Here is a 15,178-nt window from a genome sequence, read left to right as displayed (position 1 = left end):
TTCTATAATCTCGTTAAAGGATTAATAAATATCTGTATAATTACTGCCATAAATAAGAATATAATTCCTGAGTATATAATTCTAAACTTCCCTTTATAAACAATAAATAAAGTAACGCATAAAGATATCAAGACTAATAGTGCAATAAAAAAAGAAGGTGAGTATATTAAACCCACCAGATGAGGAGCCAAAGACCATGCAACTAGAAATAGCCTTTCATTACTTATCTTATCTTTGAAAAATCTAGAGTAAATAGGAGAAAGTAAACCATATGCTAAAAATACTATTGAGGCCATACTAGGGGCTAACATTTAATTATTGGTAGTTCATCAACAGTAAATATGATTAACCGTTTTTCCATAGAGAAGGTTAAGGGATTAGAAATCGTAGATTCTAGAGGTAATCCCACTATAAGAGTTTTCATAAGAACTAGTGATGGTGTCGAATCCTTTGGAGACGCACCAGCAGGGGCTTCTAAAGGGACAAGAGAGGCGGTAGAAGTTAGGGATGAAAATGGGCTTACAGTAAAGAGGGCAGTAGACATTGTAAATTACATAATAGATCCTGCATTACATGGAATTGATGTAAGAGAACAAGGGATAATCGACAAATTACTAAAAGATATAGACTCCACTGAGAATAAGTCTAAATTAGGAGGAAACACAATAATTGCAACATCAATAGCTGCATTAAAGACTGCTTCTAAGGCCTTAGGTCTAGAGGTTTTTAAATACATATCTGGGCCTAGATTACCTAAAATCCCAATACCTTTACTTAATATAATAAATGGCGGTTTACATGCTGGAAATAAGCTAAAAATACAAGAATTCATTATAGTGCCAATTAAGTTCAATACTTTTAAAGAAGCTCTTTTCGCTGCGATAGACGTTTATAGAACCCTAAAAGGGTTAATAACGGAGAGGTATGGTAAAATTTACACAGCAGTTGGAGATGAAGGGGGATTCTCTCCACCTTTAGAAGATACTAGAGAGGCCTTGGATCTAATATATACTTCCATAAATAATGCAGGTTATGAAGGAAAAATATATATGGGAATGGATGCTGCAGGGAGCGATTTCTACGATAGTAAAAAAGAGAAATATATAATTGATGGTAGAGAATTGGATCCTAATCAATTACTTGAATTTTATCTTGACTTAGTTAAACAATATCCCATAGTGTACTTGGAAGATCCGTTTGAAGAGAACTCTTTTGATATGTTTAGCCAACTACAAAATAAGCTGAGTTCAACAATAATTACTGGAGATGACCTATATACTACAAATATAAAATATCTAAAAATAGGTATAGAAAAGAGATCGACTAAGGGTGTTATAGTTAAGCCTAATCAAGTCGGTACAATATCTGAGACGTTTGAATTTACTAATTTGGCTAGGAGAAACTCAATGAAGTTAATAACAAGTCATAGAAGTGGAGAGACTGAGGACAATTTCATAGCAGACTTTGCGGTGGGAATTGAGTCAGATTTCATAAAGGTTGGTGCACCGGCGAGAGGAGAGAGAACTAGCAAATATAATAAGCTATTAGAAATAGAAAATAAATTTGGATTAGAATACGAAGGAAAATATTTTTATCTTTAAGGTAATAATATGCCTAAGATCACGAGGAAAATTGCTATCCCCAGTAAGAACAATATGAACTCCTTCGTTGACATTGATGGAACAGCTCTAGCTGCCTTCGTTAAGCCGTAAATTACACTACCTATTATAATAATTAACAAAAGAGCAAAGCCTATAATAACTAATATATAGCTTATTGGTTCTATGTTTATGTTGCTCAGTAGATGAGAAAACTGCGAAGATACATTACTAAGAGCTTGAATTGACATAACTCTACTCGAAATATTAATTAATGTTCACTATGCTTTTTAAGCTTGGTCACATAATATTTCCTGCTAATGATGAAGGTTAAAAGCTCCTATTAGATGACGAATCTCCGCTATCTGAAGAGCCCCAATCTTTATAAGTATTACTTAAAAGACCAAATATTTTTGAGGAGTATTACCATGCCCGTATCGTACGAAGTACTAACGAAATTTATTGGACAAAAGGTTAAAGACATTTATGGAAGGGAGTTCGGATATCTCATCCATGTATACAGTGAGATAGATGGAAGTATAACTGGGATTGAGGTAGCACAAGGTTCTTCTATCATGACCATGGGACCAGAAAGGATAAAGGTAGATGGGGATAGTATACTAATTCTTCCAGATTGGAAAGCAGAAGCGCTAAGAATATTAAGTTTAATGGAAAAGATTAGAAAAAGGCAGAGGGCATTAGAGGAATTATACAATAAGCAAGAGATTCCTAAAAGTGATTATGATGAGATGAAAAGGAAACTGGATACAGAGATGTTAAAGCTAAAGGATGATCAGAATAAGCTAAAAGGAAAATTAAAATCTAGACTTAACGACATAGAAGATCAATTAGCTCATATAGATAAAGCAGTAATCTCATTAAAAATGAGTTATATCTCATCTGAGATTCCGGAAAATGCGTACAAAGGTTCAATAGAAGTTCTAAGACAATCAAAGGATAGTTACACTCTGGAAAGAGACGATATTAGGAAAACTTTAGATAGATTAGACTCGTTGGATAAGGAATCTATAGAACTTAAGCCTTTAGGCTCATTGTCTACATCACAACAAGGTGAGGTAAAGAGTGATCAATCCAAATCGGAAATACCATTGCCAATACCGGTAAAGGTAATAAATACTCTTTAGCTAAATTAGTGAGTTAGGATGTTTGATAAGTTACCATTTATTTTTAACAACGAGAAGAGGCGAAAGGCTCAACTAGGTAAGATACTCACTGAAATATCATTAAAATTAAAAGATCAACAGACTAGATTAGAAGAGGCCATAAGAAGATTAAAGGATAGAGATAAGGAATTGTTCGAGAAAGTAGTAAGAGCCCAAGTAGAAGGAGATGATGCAAAAGCGAAAATATATGCACAAGAAATAGCTGACATCAGAAGAATAATAAAAGTAATTTACACAGCATTCCTCGCTATCGAGAAAGTTAGACTAAAACTAGATACCGTGCAAGAACTGCAAGGTGTTTCTTTGGTATTATATCCCGTTGCTAAAATATTAGGCGATTTGAAGGATCAAATAAAAGGGATCGCTCCAGAAGTGGCAATAGCCTTAGACTCTATTATAAGTAGCGTAAACGGAATAGCAGTAGAAACGGGTGCAATAAACGATAGAGGAGTAGTTCCTGCAGTAGTAGATGAACAAGCTAGGCAAATTTTAGACGAAGCACAAAAAATGGCTGAAGTTAAAGTTAGGGAATTATTACCAGATCTACCACATCCACCAGTAGAGCAATCGTCAAGGGCGTCACAAGCTAAACCCACAATAAGGAAGATCACTGAAAGAGAACTATTGGATTACATAGTAAATAATGGTGGCTTCCTAGATATAGAACACTTTAGCAAAGTATATGGTGTTGAAAAACAAGAAGTAGTAAAGCTTCTTGAAGCATTAAAGAATAAGGGACTAATAGCGGTGGAGAGTTAATAAGAGGGTACATAGATGAGTGCACAAGTAATGTTAGAAGATATGGCTAGAAAATATGCTATTCTTGCAGTAAAGGCTGATAAGGAGGGTAAGGTAGAGGATGCAATAACGTATTATAAGAAGGCTATAGAAGTTTTAAGTCAAATCATAGTCCTCTATCCAGAATCAGTGGCAAGAACTGCGTATGAGCAGATGATTAATGAATATAAGAAAAGAATAAGTTACTTGGAAAAGGTCTTGCCAGCATCTAGTGATGGTAGTGGAGACAATACAAGTCCGCCAGAGGAAGTAGTAATTACAGAGAAGCCAAAGGTCTCATTTAAGGACATAGTGGGTTTAGATGATGTAAAAGAGGCATTAAGAGAAGCAATAATATATCCAACTAAGAGACCAGACCTATTCCCATTAGGCTGGCCAAGAGGAATCTTATTGTATGGTCCTCCCGGTTGTGGTAAAACTATGATAGCTGCAGCTGTAGCAAACGAGATAGACTCAATTTTCATGCAATTAGATGCTGCCTCAGTGATGTCAAAGTGGTTAGGAGAAGCAGAGAAGAATGTAGCAAACGTATTCAAAATGGCTAGGGAAGAATCTAAAAAGCAAAACAAGCCCGCAATAATATTTATAGATGAGTTAGACGCATTGCTAGGAGTTTACTCTACGGAGGTAGGAGGAGAAGCAAGAGTAAGAAACCAATTTCTAAAGGAAATGGATGGACTTTTGGACAAATCTGAAAACTATAAAGTATATGTTATAGGTGCCACGAATAAGCCTTGGAGGTTAGACGAAGCCTTCTTAAGAAGATTCCAGAAGAGAATATATGTACCATTACCAGATTACGAACAAAGACTATCATTATTCAAATATTATACCTCGAAGATTAAATTAGATACTGAAGTAAGCCTTGAAGAGTTGGCTAAATTAACTGAAGGATATACCGCCAGTGATATTAGGGATATAGTTCAGGCTGCACATATAAAAGTCGTTAAAGAAATGTTTAAGAATAATTTAGGTGAACCAAGAACAATTACGCTCCAAGACTTTAAGGATATATTAAAAGTAAGAATGCCAAGCGTTAATCCAGAATTAATAAAAGCTTATGAGGCTTGGACAGAGAAATTTAAGGCATTATAGAAACTCAGTTACCCCAGAGTTTACCTCATCTTTTCGGATTGGCATGACTTTCATCATTCACTGCTTAGCATATAAGTTACTATATCTTTTACGTATTTACCCGTTGATTTACTACTACTAATTCTCTTTAAAATCTTTTTATGATCATATTTTGTCCTTTCTTTCCAAATTTCCACAGCATCTAAAAGCCTTACTTTGGCTTCATAGTGATATTTACATAATCCATCCTTATACTGCTCCAGATCACAATACTTACACTTAACAATTTTTATAAGACCTAACGCTTTAGCTAATGACTCTCCTACTTTATCCTTATTTACCTTGTATTCCTCTATGAATTTATTTAATTTTTCTATGTTTTCTTTAATCACTTTGCTTTCCAAAACTTTGCCAGTCTTTATCATTTCTAATTTACTTTCCATATCTGCAGTCATCCTAACATCAACTATATCTGGGAAAAATTTGTTTAATATTTCAGCAATATAGAATCCCAATTTTGTAGGAATTATGTATCGCCCATTGTTAGTTAAATATTTTCTCTTTACTAAGATCTCGATTATTCTTCCTCTAGTGGCTTCTGTACCCAAATTAGAAGACTCCATCCATTTGAGTAATGAAACCTTTGTATACCTAGAAGTGGGCTTGCTTAAACTAATATTTACTTTTCCATCTACTATTTTACCCTCATCACCTTTTGAGAGAAATATTGGTTTATCTTCTTTTACATTATGAAAGTGATATATATCTAGCCAATTTCTTTCTAGTATTTTTGTATATGAGACCGTAAACTCTAATGGGAAATCACTAACTTTCAAGGTGTAAATAGTATTAGATAATTTAGCATCAGCAGATACTGACCCCAAAAATCTTCTTGCTATTAAGTCATATATCTTGAATTTGCTATTAGGTAAGTTTTTGGGAGCTTCACCAGTAGGGTGGATTGCGGGGTGTGCAGGATCATCCTTAATGCCCTGCTTAACTACATATTTCCCCCCAGTGATTTTCCTTACTAAATCAACTAGTTTCCTATACGAACTGTTCTCTAAGCCTTTGATTATATTATAAATGCTGATAGTTGATGGAATTTTTTGACTGTTAGTTCTTGGGTAACTTATTAGACCGTCCAAATAAAGATCTTCTGCTATACGTTCTACGTTATATGGGGATATACCATATATTCTGCCAGCTTCTATTTGGAGATCAGTAAGATTAAATGGAGAGGGTCTTTCTAATAACCTAACCCTATTTTCAACTTCAACAACTTTTACTGTTTTATTTATTAGTTTGTTTAAGAATTCCTTTGCTTCGGTAATTTTTTCGAATTCCTTATTTACCTTAATGTTTAATGAATAATCTTTAATTTTCACGATAATTGAAACGGTAAATTTAGGTAGGGGAATAAATAGGTTTCTTTCAATTTCCGAGTTGACAACTTGAACTAGAGTTGGACTTTGAACCCTACCCGCACTTAATATCACTCTTTTCTTTGCGAAATCTTGTAGAGAGATCATAAGAGCCCTACTAACGTTAATTCCCCATAGCCAGTCAATTTTATGTCTGGCTATTCCAGCGTTTATCATATCGTAATCTAATGCAGAAATGTTTCTAAATGCAGATAATATATCACTTTTAGTCAGTGCTGAAAATTTCATTCGTTTAGCCTTCTTAATATCGCCTAGATTTTTGATTATTAAATAGCCGATTACAGAACCTTCTATATCGTAATCACAAGCATTGATAAAACCTAAAGCATACTTGCTAAGAGATGAGATAAGTTGATAGTACCTTTTTGTATAGTAACTATTCTTATCAATTTCCCATAGAGGTTTCCAGTCCGCATCATATACCGGAAAACCGCTCTCGCCTTTTAACCCAAAAAGATGTCCTGCTGCAGGAACTATAACATATTTGCTGCTATTGTGATCTTTTATTATCCAATAACTAACGTTATATTTTCTACACAAAATAGGCTTCTCTGAAAGAGCTTCTGCGATTTTTTTAGCAGCTTTTGATTTTTCTGCAATTATAAGGTAATAGTTGTTTACATTACATAAATTCATCTTATTTAACTCTTTCTAAGAGATAATAAAATTATTTTTCCATTTGGTAATCTTCTTCTAATAGTTATTGGAAGAACTCCTCTCCTAAACTCCTCCTCAGCTATACTTATAACATCAGTCGAACTTAAGTTATTTATATCAATTAATGCTGGTGCACCCATGGCTAATTGTAATGCTCTAGCACTTATTACTCTGGCAATCTCGTATCTAGTTAGTCTATTCTGCCATAAGGAAATAAAAACTTCATTAAAATGTAAATCTTGGGACAAAATTTCATCCCTCTCTAATCCCATAAAACTTCAACTTTTAACTCTTCCGGCAACTTACATTCTCTTGGAACCTCAAATTCAACATTCTTTTTAAGTATTTCACCCATACTACCAACTAATCTTCTAATTGCCCTATCGTCAACTACACCTAAAATTCCTATTCTTACTATTTTATCCCTTAACTCCCCCATACCCTTAGAAATCTCTATGTTTCTCTTTTTTAACTCTGACATAAATGTATCTAGAGGGATAGGAGGAAACGCCGCAACTACCGTATTAGAAAAGTTAGTATCATTTCCTAACAGTTTAAATCCCATCTCCAACATCACTTCCCTTAAATACCTTGCACAAGCTTCATGTCTCTTCCATCTATTTTCTATTCCTTCCTTATCCAGCAATTCAGCAGCCCTTCGAGAAGCAAAAAACGCACCCACAGTAGGAGTAAATGGCGTTTCTCCCTTATCCTGAAACTTCAAGTGAAATGATAAATCGAGATAACTAGGTAAATCTGACTCTACCAGTTCATTCACACCCTCCTCAGACAACGCAGCAAATCCGACCCCGGGTATACTTGCTAAAGCCTTCTGGCTGCCAGTTACTACACAATCAATTTTCCATTGATTAACATAAAGCGGATAAGCTGCAAACCCTGATACTGAATCGACAAGAAGCTTTAACCCTACGCCTTTTACAACATCAGCTATCTTTTTAAGGTCTCTAAATGCTATACCAGTACTAGTTTCATTGTGAACTAACGCTACTGTGGTAGCATCTTTATTTTCCTCAATAGCCTTTTTTATTTCCTCAACAGTGAAGGATTCTCCCAATTTTTTCTGATAACTAATTACTTTTGCTCCACGTCTAATTAGCGATTCTTCTAATCTATGTCCAAATTCACCATAAGGAAATGTTATTACTTTCTCCTCTCTTTTCACTAACGAATAGACCATAGACTCTACTGCTAAAGTGCCGGAGCCGCTTAGTAGCGCTACACGAGTAGATCCAAAGTGTTTATTCATTAAAAACTCCAATGTTTTTACTGTTTCTCTAAATTTCTCCGATCTATGATTCACTAAATTAAGAGAGGCTTGTAAAACACTATACGGCACATTAACTGGACCGGGAATTAACATCATTTGAGAACACCGATTTCCTTTAAAGCAGTAATGAGATTATCTGTTGTAACTACCGCAACTCTATGCTGTGCTTCTTTAGTTTGGGCACCAATGTGAGTAGTTACTATCACTCTCTCGTGTCTTAATAATTTAATCTCCCAATCTTCTTTAGGTGGTTCATTCCACAAAACATCTGTAGCGTAAGTTAAGTGTTTTTTATCAATATATTCTAGTAATGCTTTCCCATCTATCACTACAGCTCTACTGGTGTTGATTATGATTGCATTATCTTTAATGTAATTAAATGTATCTTTGTTAAGGATTGGCTTAGCATCTTTACCTACTGTAACATGAAAGGTTATCACATCTGAGTTCTTTAGTAATTCTTCTAAACTTTCAGCTACTCTGACTCCAACTATATTCGCCTTTTCCTTTATATTAATAACGTCATATGCAATTACGTTCATATCTAATGCCTTACATACCTTAGCTACTTTGGTACCTATTCTACCGAATCCAACAATACCTATTGTCTTCCCTGCTAATTCAATTCCCTCTATCTTCTTGAATATGCCACCCTTTGCCATATTCATGGAATCATATAGTTTTCTAGCTGCGGCGATAAGTAATCCTATAGTAAGTTCTGCTGCAGAATCTGTAGAAGCCCCGGGCGCATACACAATTTTTATATTTCTCTTAGACGCCTCCTCTGTATCTATATTGTCTAGTCCTATCCCAGCTCTGGCTATAATCTTAAGATTAACACCATAACGGATTATCTCCTTGTCTACCTTAGTTCTGCTTCTTACTATTAAAACTTGGTACTGGTCTATTATCTTTAGTAATTCCTCTCTTGTGATTTCGGGCTTATAATCGACAATTAGTCCATTATTTTGTAAAGTTCTTATCATATATTGATCTACTGGATCAGTTATTAATACTTTGAAATCTAATTTGCCTATAGAGTTTACACCTTGTATAGTCTCCATACTTATCACCCAGAACTTTCAAGAATGTGATTCTAGTTTAACATGATGATGAGAATGAGCTTGAGAAAGATGAAAAGAATAAAATAATAATAAGATAAAATTTACTTAAAAATTGAGTAAATTCAGACTCCCCTTTCAGTGTACCAGTATTTTGCATGATGAGTCATATCAAAGTCTAATTACTGGTTTATATTTTTTATTGCTACTTAACTATAGTATTGGTCTCCTTGTACCATATAAACAAATCCAATATACCGACGCTCATATTTAAATTAGAAGCGATACTTTTCAAAATATTCTCAAAAGATATATAGAGGCTTTTTGATAATTGTTTAACGTTAGTTTCTCCTATTGCGCCTATTCTCCTCATAAAATCTATTATATGTCTATCAATAATTGCAAGATCGAAATATCCAACATTTCTAAGAAAATGACTGGCTTCTTTCATTCCTATTCCTTTTATATTTAGCAGCCTTTCCCTAGCCAATTGTTGGTCTTCATCCGCTAAAGGCTTTATCTCCTCTTTTAACCTTCCATAAACCTTCTCTCTAGCCATAATAATATATTTTGCTTTTAAATTATAAAATCTATACTTACACGATTTAAGAATGTTTCTGATTTCCTCCTCATTGGCATAATAGATTTTTTGCCCCAAACAGTTTAGGGCTTGATAGGCCGAAATGAAAGACGAGTTGGCAGTTAACAAGCATAGCGTGAGTTCTCTAAACCATACTTCCTCATTTGATAGATTATTTAACCTAAATTCATCAACTCTTTCCAGAACTCTTGCTCTTACTTTTGGATTTTGAACTAGACTTCTTAGCACGCTTTTTACTCCTCTTTCTCTTCTTTTTAACCCTCTTTACACTTTCCTTCTTTTCAGGAATAGGTGGATTAATATCTGACATCGATATTATCTTAGTACCATCATAGGTATAGAACATCAGGAACGCTAAATCTCTTTTAACCAGAACTCCACCAATGATATTGCCCATATTTACGTCTATTGAAGTAATCTGAATCTGATCTCCATTTACAACTTGAGGAACGCCTATAGAAATTACATTTAAGGGGCGAGAGAATTGAAAGTCTAACTTGAATTTACCATTGATATATTTCTCATTATCACCCTCAATTATTACAACGTCGTTAGACTCATCGGGAATTATTGATTCTAAATCACGAATACCGTCTATAATCTCAGCTTCCTTGGTCTTCCGTAAAGTATAAAGTACAACTATATCGTTTATTTTTAAAGGTTCTAGCTTATAATACGATGCTAAGTTCATCTAATAAATACACCTCTTCTTAGACTATAAAGTCTTTTAAAGTAGACAAAGGTATAACGTCGAGAATAAAAATTTAAGTTAATTTGTATGAAGTGGTAATGGATGTAAGATGAGTATTAAAAATAGAGGCTCAAACGCGTATGGACATTTAGGATGGCTAACAGTATATTGCAGAATATGCAATAGGAAACTAATAATAGGCACAGACATCCTCTACAAATGTCCAAAATGTGAAAAGAAGTATTCAGCTTATTTCTGCGAAGCAGATAAGAGAGGATTAAAGGGGAAATGCCCATACTGTGGAACTGAGTTGGTACCAATTTTATGATAGTAACAAATTACAACATAAATGGTCTAAATTTTTCTGTAATTTATGAGAATGAAAGAGTAATTATATATATGGATGTAAATAAGGAGATAAAGGTAAATAAACGTGCAAAAGATGAAGAAAGAGTAATATATATGGATGTAAATAAGGAGATAAAGAATGGAATATTGAGAAAATTAATAATATGTAACACTAAAATTTCATCCTATATTTGTAATGCGATAGTTGAAATTACTACTAAGAATATATATGAGGATTTGCTTCTAAACCTTTATAATGAAGTACTAGAGGTTTCCGAGATGGTTATATAAAAACCTTGTGACCTTAATCTACTATTAACTTCTCTCATAATCTCAACAACATATGTTGCATTGTTCGACATTATCTTAAGTGACGCATTCATATCTTTTGAAAGCTGAGAACTGAAGTAGATCAAGAGTAGAGTATCTTGATTGGGAGCGCAAATGTATGACGCTCCTATTTTTACCGGCTCACACAAATCCTTAAATACGTCATTAATAGATTGTGACAAGTATTTTATTCTAAAAGGATCTTCAGCTAAAACCTTAAATCCTACTTCAAACATTTTTCTCACTTCTTCTTGTTAATATTTATTTTCTTAACCGGAATTTTAAGTTGTTCGAAAATTCTTTTTACAATTACTACGTGTTTATCATCACCATCTATTAGCTTTAACTTTAACTTTCTATACTTCATTACTAGTACCGTTTTCCCATCATTAATTACAATTATCCTACCCATTACACGTCCATATATATTCCTTAAAAGAAAAAGATAAACGTAGACACCTTTATTTGGGATGTTTACAATCTTTGCCTCACCTACCTTATATGTGGGTCTTACTGGTTTCCCTGGCAATTCTATCTGTTGTATTGATCCATTTGAGTCTACCTTGAATAAAAAGGTTCTTACTACGTGCTTACCTTTCTTGCTCTTCGAATTTTCTAATAATACCTCCATTCGCTCTCACACTCTTTAAGGACTCAATTATTCCATTCAAATCCATCTTATCCTCTAAGTATGTATCTATGAGAACTTCATTCTTAAAGAATATTCTCATAAAAGTCTTTCTTAAATTTAAACTAGAATATCTGTATAAATCTAGTAGCATTTTTTGAATTTTAATTCTTTTCTCTATAATACTGAGCTTCTCGTTAAGAAACCCATCCAGATCTTTTTCTTTATGTATAGCCTCAAAGGCATACTCAGCTGAGATAGCTGATGGCCTTATTCCCTCACCGCTCAGTGGGAAGACAAGTCCTCTTGCCTCCCCTATCCTTAACTTCTTATTTTTAACACTCCCAATACTAATAGGGGCTCCTCTGATATCCTTAACTTCGAAATTCTTAAACCTCTTCCTTAAATAATAATTAAGCAATTCTTTCGAATTCTTGTATTCCAAAAAACCAGCTCCGATATTATATTCGTTTTCTTTGCTAGGAAATATCCAATAAAAACCGGTATAACGGGTATTAAATTCCAATATAGCCTCATCGTCAAACTCCTCAGTTTCTATTATAGCTCTAGTAGTATAAACTACCTCTCTATCCATTGGATAAGGCCCTCTACTATCTATTACGTAATCAAATTCTTTAGCGTTATTATCATGGGTTACTATTACTTTTGAACTTTTTCGCATATCGTTTATCCACTTCCATTTATCAATAACTAGCCACTTAGTATGTCTATATTCAACGTCATAAATTTTTTCGCCATCTATATAAAAGGAGAATCTCCTTATACCAAAAGTTTCCTTCCAATTAAAGGGAGGAGTATAGATGTTTGGGACTATATCTCCACACGGTTTAACGTAATGTTGATTAATATCAAAGATTGTGACTTCATAGTTAATCCTTGAGAGTAAGTACGCTAACGTAGAACCTGCGACTCCCCCTCCCAGAATTGCTATTCTCATTACGAAATTTTATAAGCTATTCGAATTTATATTTATATAAAAACGTCTGTATAGGTGGTCAATTATTGTTAAACCAAGATGAAATTTTAAAGAAGATGGAAGAGTGGCCAAAACACTATAACCCTAAGGAAATTGAGGAAAAATGGCAAAAGATATGGCTAAGTGAGGAATATTGGAGAGACGTATTTAGATTCAGAGATGAGGACGATAAAGCACCAAGATTTGTTATTGATACTCCTCCCCCTTTTACTAGCGGAGAACTTCATATGGGGCACGCGTATTGGGTTACAATAGCTGATACTATAGGTAGGTTTAAGAGATTAGAAGGATATAATGTACTATTACCTCAAGGATGGGACACACAAGGTTTACCTACTGAACTAAAAGTGCAATATAAGTTAGGAATCCCGAAAGATAATAGGCAACTATTTCTCCAGAAATGTATAGAATGGACAGAAGAAATGATTAAGAAAATGAAGGAGGCAATGATTAGACTAGGTTATAGGCCAGAATGGGAAAGATTTGAATATAAGACATATGAGCCAAAATATAGAAAAATTATCCAGAAAAGTCTTATTGACATGTATAAAATGAATTTAATTGAGATGAGAGAAGGCCCAGTAATTTGGTGCCCTAAGTGTGAGACTGCATTAGCACAAAGTGAAGTAGGTTACTTAGAGAAGGAGGGAATTCTTGCCTATATAAAATTTCCATTAAAAGAAGGAGGAGAAATAGTAATAGCGACTACCAGACCTGAATTACTAGCTGCTACACAAGCTATCGCCGTAAATCCAATGGATGAAAGATATAAGAATTTAGTAGGAAAAATAGCATTGGTACCAATATTTAATATCGAGGTCAAAATAATATCTGACGCGGATGTGGAAAAGGAATTCGGAACCGGAGCAGTAATGATAAGTACTTATGGCGATCCCCAAGATATAAAGTGGCAATTGAAATACAACTTACCGATTAAGGTTATAGTTGACGAAAAAGGAAGGATAATAAATACAAATGGAATACTTGATGGATTGAAAATTGAACAAGCTAGAAATAAAATGATAGAACTCCTAAAGACTAAAGGATACCTTGTTAAAGTAGAGAAGATAAAGCACAATGTACTATCACACGTTGAGAGAAGTGATTGTCTATCTCCAGTAGAATTCTTAGTTAAAAAGCAAATATACATTAAAGTTTTAGATAAGAAGCAAAAATTATTAGAAGAATATAAAAAGATGAAATTTAAACCGGCTAGAATGTCCTATTATCTCGAGGATTGGATAAAGAGTATAGAGTGGGATTGGAATATAACTAGGCAAAGGATTTATGGTACGCCATTACCGTTTTGGTACTGCGAAAATGGGCATTTAGTACCAGCTAAAGAAGAGGACTTGCCAATAGATCCTATCAAAACTAGCCCGCCATTAGAGAAATGTCCATTATGCGGATCAGAACTTAAACCAGTTACCGATGTTGCAGACGTGTGGATAGACTCTAGCGTAACAGTCCTTTACCTAACCAAGTTCTATGAAGATAAAAACGTTTTCAATAGGACTTTCCCAGCATCACTTAGACTTCAAGGTACTGATATAATTAGAACTTGGTTATTCTATACCTTCTTTAGGACTTTAATGTTAGCTAATAATGTACCTTTTACTACAGTTCTTGTTAATGGTCAAGTCCTTGGACCAGATGGAACTAGAATGAGTAAAAGTAAGGGAAATGTAGTATCACCATTAGATAGAGTTAATGATTTTGGAGCAGATGCGATTAGAATGGCTCTTCTAGACGCAAGTATTGGTGACGATTTTCCATTTAAATGGGATATAGTGAAAGGAAAGAAGATGTTATTGCAAAAATTATGGAATGCAAGTAGACTAGTCTACCCTTTCATAGCAAAACAAAGACTTGATAAACCTAAAAGCCTACATATAGTAGACAAATGGATCTTACAAGAACATAAGAAATTCGTAACTAAAGCAATAAATGCATATGAGAATTACGACTTTTATTTAGTACTTCAAGAGCTATATAACTATTTCTGGGAGATCGTAGCTGACGAGTATTTGGAAATGATAAAGCATAGGTTATTTGATGACGATAACTCTGCAAAATATACTATACAGAGAATAATAAGAGATATAATCATATTGCTTCATCCTATCGCACCTCATATAACAGAGGAAATTTACTCAAGGCTATTTGGCCACAAGAAGAGTGTTCTCCTAGAAGAATTACCAAAAGTAGATGATATTGAGGAGAATAAAAGAATAGATGAACTTGGAGAAGTAATAAAGAAAACGAACTCGCTCATAAGATCAGAGAAGATAAAGAATAGATTATCAATGAATACTCCAGTTAGTGTAAAATTGTACGCTTCTAAGCAAGTTATTGAATTAATTAATGAAGTGAAAGATGACGTAATGAAGACATTAAAGGTAACTAATCTTGAACTAATAGAATCGAATGAAGAAAAAGTGGAAATTAAAACTGCTAATCAGTCCATGGGAGTTTAGC

Annotated in this window: 18 protein-coding genes; 7 read left to right on the top strand and 11 right to left on the bottom strand. The window is 34.0% G+C overall.

Going from position 1 to position 15,178, the window contains the following annotated elements; genetic code table 11:
• Positions 1 to 2: 2 nt before the first annotated feature.
• On the bottom strand, positions 3 to 311 hold the full coding sequence (locus SSOP1_RS17875) for a hypothetical protein (protein ID WP_009992344.1): 309 nt from the start codon (positions 309 to 311) through the stop codon (positions 3 to 5).
• 30 nt (positions 312 to 341) lie between these two features.
• Here SSOP1_RS17875 and eno point away from each other — a divergent pair, with 30 nt between their 5' ends.
• Positions 342 to 1,601, top strand: coding sequence for a phosphopyruvate hydratase (eno, locus tag SSOP1_RS04690; protein WP_009992342.1), 1,260 nt, complete (start codon positions 342 to 344; stop codon positions 1,599 to 1,601).
• On the opposite strand, the gene SSOP1_RS04685 is transcribed toward eno, so the two are convergent.
• Complete coding sequence (locus SSOP1_RS04685; RefSeq protein ID WP_009992341.1) at positions 1,598 to 1,849, bottom strand: hypothetical protein; 252 nt, start codon at positions 1,847 to 1,849, stop codon at positions 1,598 to 1,600. The genes eno and SSOP1_RS04685 overlap by 4 nt on opposite strands.
• Before the next feature lie 177 nt (positions 1,850 to 2,026).
• Here SSOP1_RS04685 and cdvA point away from each other — a divergent pair, with 177 nt between their 5' ends.
• Genes cdvA through cdvC form a run of 3 tightly spaced genes read left to right on the top strand, consistent with a single transcriptional unit; the run spans position 2,027 to position 4,675 of the window.
• Positions 2,027 to 2,743, top strand: coding sequence for a cell division protein CdvA (gene cdvA / locus SSOP1_RS04680; protein WP_009992340.1), 717 nt, complete (start codon positions 2,027 to 2,029; stop codon positions 2,741 to 2,743).
• An 18-nt stretch (positions 2,744 to 2,761) separates the two neighbouring features.
• Positions 2,762 to 3,541, top strand: coding sequence for a cell division protein CdvB (gene cdvB, locus SSOP1_RS04675; protein ID WP_009992338.1), 780 nt, complete (start codon positions 2,762 to 2,764; stop codon positions 3,539 to 3,541).
• A 15-nt stretch (positions 3,542 to 3,556) separates the two neighbouring features.
• Complete coding sequence (gene cdvC / locus SSOP1_RS04670; RefSeq protein ID WP_009992337.1) at positions 3,557 to 4,675, top strand: cell division protein CdvC; 1,119 nt, start codon at positions 3,557 to 3,559, stop codon at positions 4,673 to 4,675.
• Positions 4,676 to 4,728: 53 nt separating this feature from the next.
• On the opposite strand, the gene SSOP1_RS04665 is transcribed toward cdvC, so the two are convergent.
• The 6 genes from SSOP1_RS04665 to SSOP1_RS04640 all read right to left on the bottom strand — a co-directional run bounded on the left by SSOP1_RS04665 (position 4,729) and on the right by SSOP1_RS04640 (position 10,397).
• A complete protein-coding gene (locus SSOP1_RS04665) occupies positions 4,729 to 6,735 on the bottom strand; it encodes a DNA topoisomerase I (protein WP_009992334.1) in 2,007 nt (668 codons plus the stop codon).
• A gap of 5 nt (positions 6,736 to 6,740) precedes the next feature.
• Positions 6,741 to 7,028: a DNA-directed RNA polymerase subunit K gene (locus tag SSOP1_RS04660; RefSeq protein ID WP_009992332.1), complete on the bottom strand. Its 288-nt coding sequence runs from the start codon at positions 7,026 to 7,028 to the stop codon at positions 6,741 to 6,743.
• Positions 7,019 to 8,140 carry an aminotransferase class V-fold PLP-dependent enzyme gene (locus SSOP1_RS04655; protein ID WP_009992330.1) on the bottom strand — a complete coding sequence of 374 codons (1,122 nt, stop codon included), beginning with the start codon at positions 8,138 to 8,140 and terminating at the stop codon, positions 7,019 to 7,021. Before SSOP1_RS04655 ends, SSOP1_RS04660 begins: the two co-directional genes overlap by 10 nt.
• A complete protein-coding gene (locus tag SSOP1_RS04650) occupies positions 8,137 to 9,108 on the bottom strand; it encodes a D-2-hydroxyacid dehydrogenase (protein WP_009992329.1) in 972 nt (323 codons plus the stop codon). Before SSOP1_RS04650 ends, SSOP1_RS04655 begins: the two co-directional genes overlap by 4 nt.
• A 202-nt stretch (positions 9,109 to 9,310) precedes the next feature.
• Positions 9,311 to 9,934 (bottom strand): N-glycosylase/DNA lyase, encoded by a 624-nt coding sequence (locus SSOP1_RS04645; RefSeq protein WP_009992328.1) that lies wholly within the window; start codon positions 9,932 to 9,934, stop codon positions 9,311 to 9,313.
• Positions 9,876 to 10,397, bottom strand: coding sequence for a hypothetical protein (locus SSOP1_RS04640; RefSeq protein WP_009992327.1), 522 nt, complete (start codon positions 10,395 to 10,397; stop codon positions 9,876 to 9,878). Before SSOP1_RS04640 ends, SSOP1_RS04645 begins: the two co-directional genes overlap by 59 nt.
• 109 nt (positions 10,398 to 10,506) lie before the next feature.
• On the opposite strand from SSOP1_RS04640, the gene SSOP1_RS04635 reads away from it, so the two are divergent.
• Together SSOP1_RS04635 and SSOP1_RS04630 are read left to right on the top strand one after the other, a co-directional pair.
• Complete coding sequence (locus SSOP1_RS04635) at positions 10,507 to 10,725, top strand: hypothetical protein (RefSeq protein WP_009992325.1); 219 nt, start codon at positions 10,507 to 10,509, stop codon at positions 10,723 to 10,725.
• Positions 10,722 to 11,036 (top strand): hypothetical protein, encoded by a 315-nt coding sequence (locus SSOP1_RS04630; RefSeq protein WP_009992324.1) that lies wholly within the window; start codon positions 10,722 to 10,724, stop codon positions 11,034 to 11,036. Before SSOP1_RS04635 ends, SSOP1_RS04630 begins: the two co-directional genes overlap by 4 nt.
• On the opposite strand, the gene SSOP1_RS04625 is transcribed toward SSOP1_RS04630, so the two are convergent.
• From SSOP1_RS04625 to SSOP1_RS04615, 3 genes are read right to left on the bottom strand one after another with little or no spacing between them, the layout of a single operon-like run.
• Positions 10,997 to 11,311, bottom strand: coding sequence for a hypothetical protein (locus tag SSOP1_RS04625; RefSeq protein WP_009992323.1), 315 nt, complete (start codon positions 11,309 to 11,311; stop codon positions 10,997 to 10,999). The two genes, SSOP1_RS04630 and SSOP1_RS04625, sit on opposite strands and share 40 nt — an antisense overlap.
• Positions 11,312 to 11,316: 5 nt before the next feature.
• Positions 11,317 to 11,706 (bottom strand): hypothetical protein, encoded by a 390-nt coding sequence (locus SSOP1_RS04620; protein WP_009992322.1) that lies wholly within the window; start codon positions 11,704 to 11,706, stop codon positions 11,317 to 11,319.
• Positions 11,666 to 12,661, bottom strand: a complete 996-nt coding sequence (locus SSOP1_RS04615; protein WP_009992321.1) for an NAD(P)/FAD-dependent oxidoreductase — start codon at positions 12,659 to 12,661, stop codon at positions 11,666 to 11,668. The genes SSOP1_RS04620 and SSOP1_RS04615 overlap by 41 nt, the downstream gene beginning before the upstream one ends.
• On the opposite strand from SSOP1_RS04615, the gene SSOP1_RS04610 reads away from it, so the two are divergent.
• Positions 12,649 to 15,177: a valine--tRNA ligase gene (locus tag SSOP1_RS04610; RefSeq protein WP_009992319.1), complete on the top strand. Its 2,529-nt coding sequence runs from the start codon at positions 12,649 to 12,651 to the stop codon at positions 15,175 to 15,177. The two genes, SSOP1_RS04615 and SSOP1_RS04610, sit on opposite strands and share 13 nt — an antisense overlap.
• Position 15,178 lies beyond the last annotated feature (1 nt).

This window comes from Saccharolobus solfataricus, assembly GCF_900079115.1.
GTDB lineage: Archaea > Thermoproteota > Thermoprotei_A > Sulfolobales > Sulfolobaceae > Saccharolobus > Saccharolobus solfataricus.
Note: the sequence above shows the minus strand (reverse complement) of the source record. Positions and strands in the feature narration are given on the sequence as shown.

Excerpts from the sequence above, each read along its gene's own strand:
- SSOP1_RS17875 (WP_009992344.1), bottom strand. The coding sequence starts at position 311 with ATGTTAGCCCCTAGTATGGCCTCAATAGTATTTTTAGCATATGGTTTA.
- eno (WP_009992342.1), top strand. The coding sequence starts at position 342 with ATGATTAACCGTTTTTCCATAGAGAAGGTTAAGGGATTAGAAATCGTA.
- SSOP1_RS04685 (WP_009992341.1), bottom strand. The coding sequence starts at position 1,849 with ATGTCAATTCAAGCTCTTAGTAATGTATCTTCGCAGTTTTCTCATCTA.
- cdvA (WP_009992340.1), top strand. The coding sequence starts at position 2,027 with ATGCCCGTATCGTACGAAGTACTAACGAAATTTATTGGACAAAAGGTT.
- cdvB (WP_009992338.1), top strand. The coding sequence starts at position 2,762 with ATGTTTGATAAGTTACCATTTATTTTTAACAACGAGAAGAGGCGAAAG.
- cdvC (WP_009992337.1), top strand. The coding sequence starts at position 3,557 with ATGAGTGCACAAGTAATGTTAGAAGATATGGCTAGAAAATATGCTATT.
- SSOP1_RS04665 (WP_009992334.1), bottom strand. The coding sequence starts at position 6,735 with ATGAATTTATGTAATGTAAACAACTATTACCTTATAATTGCAGAAAAA.
- SSOP1_RS04660 (WP_009992332.1), bottom strand. The coding sequence starts at position 7,028 with ATGGGATTAGAGAGGGATGAAATTTTGTCCCAAGATTTACATTTTAAT.
- SSOP1_RS04655 (WP_009992330.1), bottom strand. The coding sequence starts at position 8,140 with ATGATGTTAATTCCCGGTCCAGTTAATGTGCCGTATAGTGTTTTACAA.
- SSOP1_RS04650 (WP_009992329.1), bottom strand. The coding sequence starts at position 9,108 with ATGGAGACTATACAAGGTGTAAACTCTATAGGCAAATTAGATTTCAAA.
- SSOP1_RS04640 (WP_009992327.1), bottom strand. The coding sequence starts at position 10,397 with ATGAACTTAGCATCGTATTATAAGCTAGAACCTTTAAAAATAAACGAT.
- SSOP1_RS04635 (WP_009992325.1), top strand. The coding sequence starts at position 10,507 with ATGAGTATTAAAAATAGAGGCTCAAACGCGTATGGACATTTAGGATGG.
- SSOP1_RS04630 (WP_009992324.1), top strand. The coding sequence starts at position 10,722 with ATGATAGTAACAAATTACAACATAAATGGTCTAAATTTTTCTGTAATT.
- SSOP1_RS04625 (WP_009992323.1), bottom strand. The coding sequence starts at position 11,311 with ATGTTTGAAGTAGGATTTAAGGTTTTAGCTGAAGATCCTTTTAGAATA.
- SSOP1_RS04620 (WP_009992322.1), bottom strand. The coding sequence starts at position 11,706 with ATGGAGGTATTATTAGAAAATTCGAAGAGCAAGAAAGGTAAGCACGTA.
- SSOP1_RS04615 (WP_009992321.1), bottom strand. The coding sequence starts at position 12,661 with ATGAGAATAGCAATTCTGGGAGGGGGAGTCGCAGGTTCTACGTTAGCG.